At 67.0% G+C, this 6,082-nt stretch carries 4 protein-coding genes; all 4 read left to right on the forward strand.

Annotated elements, in window-relative coordinates; genetic code table 11:
- The first annotated feature begins 262 nt into the window (after positions 1–262).
- Positions 263–2,113 carry a cation:proton antiporter domain-containing protein gene (locus F812_RS0114235; protein WP_245257682.1) on the forward strand — a complete coding sequence of 617 codons (1,851 nt, stop codon included), beginning with the start codon at positions 263–265 and terminating at the stop codon, positions 2,111–2,113.
- A gap of 192 nt (positions 2,114–2,305) precedes the next feature.
- Positions 2,306–4,324: a transketolase gene (gene tkt, locus F812_RS0114240; RefSeq protein WP_020086665.1), complete on the forward strand. Its 2,019-nt coding sequence runs from the start codon at positions 2,306–2,308 to the stop codon at positions 4,322–4,324.
- Positions 4,325–4,492: 168 nt separating this feature from the next.
- Entirely contained in the window at positions 4,493–5,692 is a 1,200-nt protein-coding gene (locus tag F812_RS0114245) for a phosphoglycerate kinase (protein ID WP_020086666.1), read from the forward strand.
- A gap of 18 nt (positions 5,693–5,710) precedes the next feature.
- Positions 5,711–6,082: cytochrome c biogenesis CcdA family protein (locus F812_RS0114250; RefSeq protein ID WP_020086667.1), on the forward strand; the 372-nt coding region annotated here is incomplete at its 3' end.

Consider the following 6,082-nt stretch of genomic DNA (forward strand, 5'->3'; position numbering starts at 1 on the left):
TCCTCGGTGCATTCACTGCGAGGGAACGCAGGACGCGCCCCCCCATCAAGGACCCGAAGCATAGCGGAACCTCGCAGTCGCGCCCAGCCATACGCTCAAAACCGCGGCAGACGCAGCCCTTGCAGGCTCCTTACGCAGCAGTCGGGCGGCTGGATTTCCGAATCCGCATGGCAAGACGCATTGAGGGTGGACGCAGCAGCTTCGAACCTGTGAAAGTACCGTCCCATCCCCGAAAAGCCGGTGAAAGATGCCGCACGTCACGTTGACCGAGATTGCCCTGCTGCTCGCTGCCATGGCGATCGCGCCGCCGGTGGCGCGATGGCTCGGGATCGGAACGGTGCTGGGCTATCTGGTGGCCGGGATTGCGCTGGGGCCGCACGGCATCCGCCACGTGTTTTCGAGCAACGACGCCCACGAGATCCTGGAGCTGTCGGAGTTCGGCATCATCCTGCTGCTGTTCCTGATCGGTCTGGAATTGCGCCCCAAGCGCCTCTGGGCCATGCGAAACGCCATCTTTCGGTTGGGCGGCGCTCAGGTGGCTCTGACGGCGATGGTACTGGCGACGGCGGCGTCGGTGCTCGGCCACGCCTGGCAGACCGCCCTGTTCGTGGGGCTTGCCCTGGCGCTCTCCTCAACGGCGTTCGCGCTTCAGGTGCTGGAAGAGCAGGGCGATCTAGCCGCTCGCCATGGACGTCTCGCCTTCGCCGTTCTCCTGTTCCAGGATTTGGCGGCCATCCCCCTGATTGCGCTCGTCCCGTTGTTCGCGTCCAAAGCCGTGGACGTGGGGAATGCCATGGACCTCACCGCGGCCCTCCGCGGGCTCGGAACCATCGCGGCGGTGGCGCTGATCGGCTACTTCGGCCTCGACTCGCTCCTGAGGCTCGTCGCCCGGACCAAAGTGAAGGAGGCCATGACGGCCGCGGCCCTGTTGACGGTCGTCGGCGTCACCATCCTGATGCAGAAAGCGGGGCTATCCGCGGCCCTCGGCGCCTTCATCGCGGGCGCACTGCTCTCGGAAAGCTCCTACCGCCACCAGCTCGAAGCCGACATCCAACCCTTTCAGGGGCTGCTTCTGGGGTTGTTCTTCACCGCCGTCGGCATGTCGCTGAACTTGAACCTCGTGCTCAAGGAGCCGGGCACGGTGCTGGGTCTCGCTCTCGCGCTGGTCGCGGTGAAGGCGATCATTCTCTATGGCCTGGGCCGGGCAGTGGGGCTGGACAACCGGCCAGCGCGCCGTCTCGGCCTCTCGCTCAGCCAGGGCGGGGAGTTCGGCTTCGTGCTGTTCGCAGCCGGCCTCGGCGCAGGCGTTCTCTCCCGCCATACGAGCGATCTGCTGGTGGCCGTCGTGACCCTTTCGATGGCCGCGACCCCGCTGCTGCTGGCCCTCGACCGGCTTAGCGCCCGCATCGGAAAGAGCGCCGCGCCCGCCTACGACAACCTCCCCCTGCGCGACGAGCATGTGGTGATCGCGGGCTTCGGGCGTTTCGGCCAGATCGTGGCCCGTGTTCTGCGCGGCAAGAAGATCCCGTTCATCGCCCTCGACATTTCCGCCGAGCAGGTCGATCTTGTGAAGAAGTTCGGCTCCCAGGCTTTCTTTGGCGATGCGAGCCGGGGGGATATCCTGGAGGCTGCGCAGACGGGAAAGGCGCGCGCCTTCGTGCTCGCGATCGACGATGTGGAGGCTTCCCTCCGCACGGCCGAGCTGGTCAGGCGGCAATATCCTCATGTTCCGATTTTTGCCCGCGCCCGCAATCGCAACCACGCCCATCGCCTGCTCGATCTCGGCATCACCAGCATCCAGCGCGAGACGTTCCTTTCGGCCATCGAGACCACCCGCCAGCTCCTCGTCGGCTTGGGCTACAGCGAGCGGGAAAGCGAGCGTGTGACCAAGACTTTCAAGGCCCACGACCAGCGCCGCCTGATGGAGGACTACGCCGACTACAGCGACATGGAGAAGATGCAGGCCAAGGCCCGGAGCGACGCGGCCACCTTGGAGCGGCTGTTCGCCGAGGACCGGGAGGCGGACAAGGAAATCGGGGACGCCAAGCCCGCCAAACTGGCGAAACCGGTGCTGCAGGAGAAGCCTGCTGCCAAGAGCGAGACCGCCGCCTGACAAAGATCTGATCTCGAACGGGTTTTTCGGCAGCAAAACGCCAGAGCGTGGCGCTGACCGGCAAAGCGCGAATTGTCCTGTCGGCGAACCGCCGCTGCGCCCTTTGCGCGGTAGACGGCTGGGCCTCGCCCCGTTAAATGTGCCCGCTTGACAAGGCCGGACGGCCGCGGACTTCGGAAGGACTAGGCGAGAATGGGTGAGGCGCAAGAGACGAAGGTGGGGGCGACCGCCGCCACCAAGGATATGGCCAACGCGATCCGCGCGCTCGCAATGGACGCCGTGCAGAAGGCCAATTCCGGCCATCCCGGCATGCCGATGGGCATGGCGGATGTGGCGACGGTGCTTTTCTCCGAGGCCCTTCGTTTCGATCCCGCAGACCCCGCCTGGCCCGACCGCGACCGCTTCGTGCTCTCCGCCGGCCACGGCTCCATGCTGCTTTACGCGCTGCTGTACCTCACCGGCTATCCGGGAATGGACATCGGCCAGATCGAGAACTTTCGCCAGCTCGGCTCGAAGACCGCCGGTCACCCCGAGTTCGGCCACGCCCCCGGCATCGAGACCACCACCGGCCCTCTGGGTCAGGGCATCGCCAACGCGGTCGGCATGGCGCTCGCGGAACGGCTTCAGAATGCCCGCCTGGGCGACGATCTCGTGGGCCACTACACCTATTGCCTCGCCGGCGACGGCTGCCTGATGGAGGGCATCAGCCACGAGGCGATCTCGCTCGCGGGCCACTTGAAGCTCGGCAAGCTCATCGTGCTCTGGGACGACAACTCGATTTCGATCGACGGCCCGACGAACCTCTCCGTCTCCGACGATCAGGTGGCACGCTTCGCCGCGTCCGGCTGGAACACCATCCGCGTCGACGGCCACGATCCGAAAGCAATCTCGGCCGCTCTCGCAAAGGCCCGCGCCGACAGCTCCAAGCCCTGGCTGATCGCCTGCAAGACGGTGATCGGCTACGGCGCGCCCAACAAGGCTGGAAAGTCGTCGACCCACGGCGAGCCGCTGGGCGTGGACGAGATCAAGGGCGCGCGCGAGAAGCTCGGCTGGAGCGCCGAGCCCTTCGTCATCCCGGCTCCCGTGCTGGGCGCATGGCGCGCGTTGGGTGCCAAGGGCGCGGCTGAGAACGCCGCCTGGAAGAAGCGCCTCGCCAAGGCGTCTCCCGAGGCGAAGGCTGCGTTCGAGACCCCTGCAGCCGCCCAGCGCAGCAAGGCGATCGCGGACGCCATCGCCGCCTCCAAGACGCAGTTCGCCGCCGACACCGCCAAGCGCGCGACCCGCGTCTGGTCGCAGTTGACGCTCGAAAACCTCGTGCCCGTCGTGCCGGAGCTGCTCGGCGGATCGGCCGACCTCACGCCGTCGAACGGCACGCGCACCAAGCATCACACGTCGGTTGCGCCCGGAAACTTCGCCGGCAACTACATCCACTACGGCGTGCGCGAGCACGGCATGGCCGCGGCCATGAACGGCATCGCGCTGCATGGCGGTTTCATCCCGTATGGCGCGACGTTCCTCGTCTTCACCGACTACTGCCGCCCCTCGATCCGCCTCTCCGCGCTGATGCACCAGCGCGTCGTCTACGTGATGACGCATGACAGCATCGGCCTCGGCGAGGACGGTCCCACCCATCAGCCCGTCGAGCATCTGGCCTCGCTGCGCGCGATCCCGAACCTCGTCGTGCTGCGCCCGGCCGATGCGCTGGAGACGGCGGAAGCCTGGGAGATCGCACTTTCGCAGACCAAGACGCCGTCGTTGCTCGCGCTCTCGCGTCAGGCCGTGCCGACGGCACTCCGCGCCAATCCGGGCGAGACCACGAACCTCACGGCCAAGGGCGGCTACGTGGTGAGCGGTGGCGCCAAGCGGGACGTGACGCTGATTGCAACGGGCTCCGAGGTCGGCCTCGTGGCCGAAACGGCGGCGCTCCTCGCTAAGGACGGCATCAACGCGGCCGTTGTCTCGCTGCCGTCGTTCGAGCTGTTCCGCAGCCAGGACGAAGCCTATCGCAACGAGGTGCTGGGCTCCGCGCCGCGCATCGCCGTCGAGGCGGCCGTCGCGCAGGGTTGGCACGAGTGGCTGCGCCCCGGCGATCGCTTCATCGGGCTTTCCGATTTCGGTGCCTCGGCGCCGGCCGCGAAGCTCTTCGAGCATTTTGGCCTCACCACCGGCAAGATCGCGGAGGCCGCCCGCGCCCTCGCCAAGAAGGGGTGAGGTGCAGATCGTGGGGGCGTTTTGCTCTACCGAAATATGTCTGGATCCCGGCTTCCGCCGGGATGACGTCTCGGAGGCAGCCGGCTCCCTTCATTTCGTCACTCCGGCGAAGGCCGGAGTCCAGACACGTGTGAACATAACCGCAAGCGCAACTCCACACGGGCAGCCATGAACCTCGACAAGCTCAAGACCACAGACGGCCTCGATCTCGCTGGCAAGCGCGTGCTCGTGAGGGCGGATCTCAACGTCCCGGCGAAGAACGGCGTGGTGACCGACGCAACGCGCCTCGAGCGTATCGTTCCGGGCCTCCAGGATCTCGCGAAACGCGGCGCGCGTGTGGTGGTGCTCTCGCACTTCGGCCGTCCGAAGGATGGGCCCGACAAGGAGAATTCGCTGGCGCCCGTCGCCGCCGCGCTCGGCAAGCTCGTCGGCCTCCCGGTCGCACACGCCTCGGATTGCATCGGGCAGGCGGCATCCGACGCGGTGTCCGCGCTCAAGAACGGCGGCATCGTCGTGCTGGAGAACACCCGCTTCCACAAAGGCGAGGAGAAGAACGATCCGGAATTCACGAAAGCGCTGGCCGCGCTCGGCGATATCTTCGTGAACGACGCGTTCTCCGCGGCCCATCGCGCCCACGCCTCGACGGAAGGGCTCGCCAAGCTGCTGCCCGCTTACGCCGGTCCCCTCATGATGGAGGAGATCCAGGCTCTGCGGAGTGCGCTTGATCAACCGAAACGGCCGGTCGCGGCCGTCGTCGGCGGCGCCAAGGTCTCGACCAAGATCCCGGTCCTCACCAATCTTTCGGCCAAGGTCGACAAGCTGATCATCGGCGGCGGCATGGCCAACACGTTCCTGCTCGCGGGCGGCATCGAGATCGGCAAATCGCTCGCCGAGCCCGATCTCGTCGCGACCGCCAAGGAGATCATGCACGCAGCCAAGGCGCGGAGCTGTGAGATCGTGCTGCCGCAGGATGTGGTGGTCGCGGCGCGCTTCGAGGCGGGCGCGCCCTCGCGCACCGTCATCACCACCGAGGTTCCGGCCGATCAGATGATCCTCGACGTGGGTCCCAAGACCGTCGCCCATTACGTCGATGTGCTCTCGCGCTGCGAGACGCTGCTCTGGAACGGCCCGCTCGGCGCTTTTGAGATCGCCCCCTTCGGCGAGGGGACGTTCGCGCTGGCGCGTGCGGCGGCCGAGAGAACCAAGGCCGGATCGCTGGTCTCGGTGGCGGGCGGCGGTGACACCGTTGCGGCCCTCAACGCGGCCGGCGTGACGGACGATTTCACCTACGTGTCGAGCGCGGGCGGCGCCTTCCTCGAGTGGCTGGAAGGCCGCGAGCTGCCGGGCGTAGCCGCGCTCGCACGATGATCGAACGAGGGCTGCCTGATGCTCGCTGAAGCCCATCTTTATCTCGGTGTCGCGCTGGCGGGCCTGGTGAGCTTCCTCTCACCCTGCGTTCTGCCGCTGGTGCCGCCTTACCTGAGCTACCTCGGCGGCACCACCTTCGAGCAGCTTTCCGACGAAAAGGGTCTCGAGCGCGCGGTCTGGCGCCGCGTCGTGCTCGCCTCCGTCTTCTTCGTGCTCGGCTTCTCCACTGTCTTCATCGCGCTCGGCGCCAGCGCCTCCTTGATCGGCCAGGTGATCCAGACCTGGCGCGCCGAGCTCTCCTTCGCCGCCGGCCTCGTGATCATCCTGTTCGGCCTGCACTTCCTCGGCGTGCTGCGCATCCCCTTCCTGCTCACCGAGAAGCGCTATCAG

Source organism: Hyphomicrobium zavarzinii ATCC 27496, assembly GCF_000383415.1.
Classification (GTDB): Bacteria; Pseudomonadota; Alphaproteobacteria; order Rhizobiales; family Hyphomicrobiaceae; genus Hyphomicrobium_C; species Hyphomicrobium_C zavarzinii.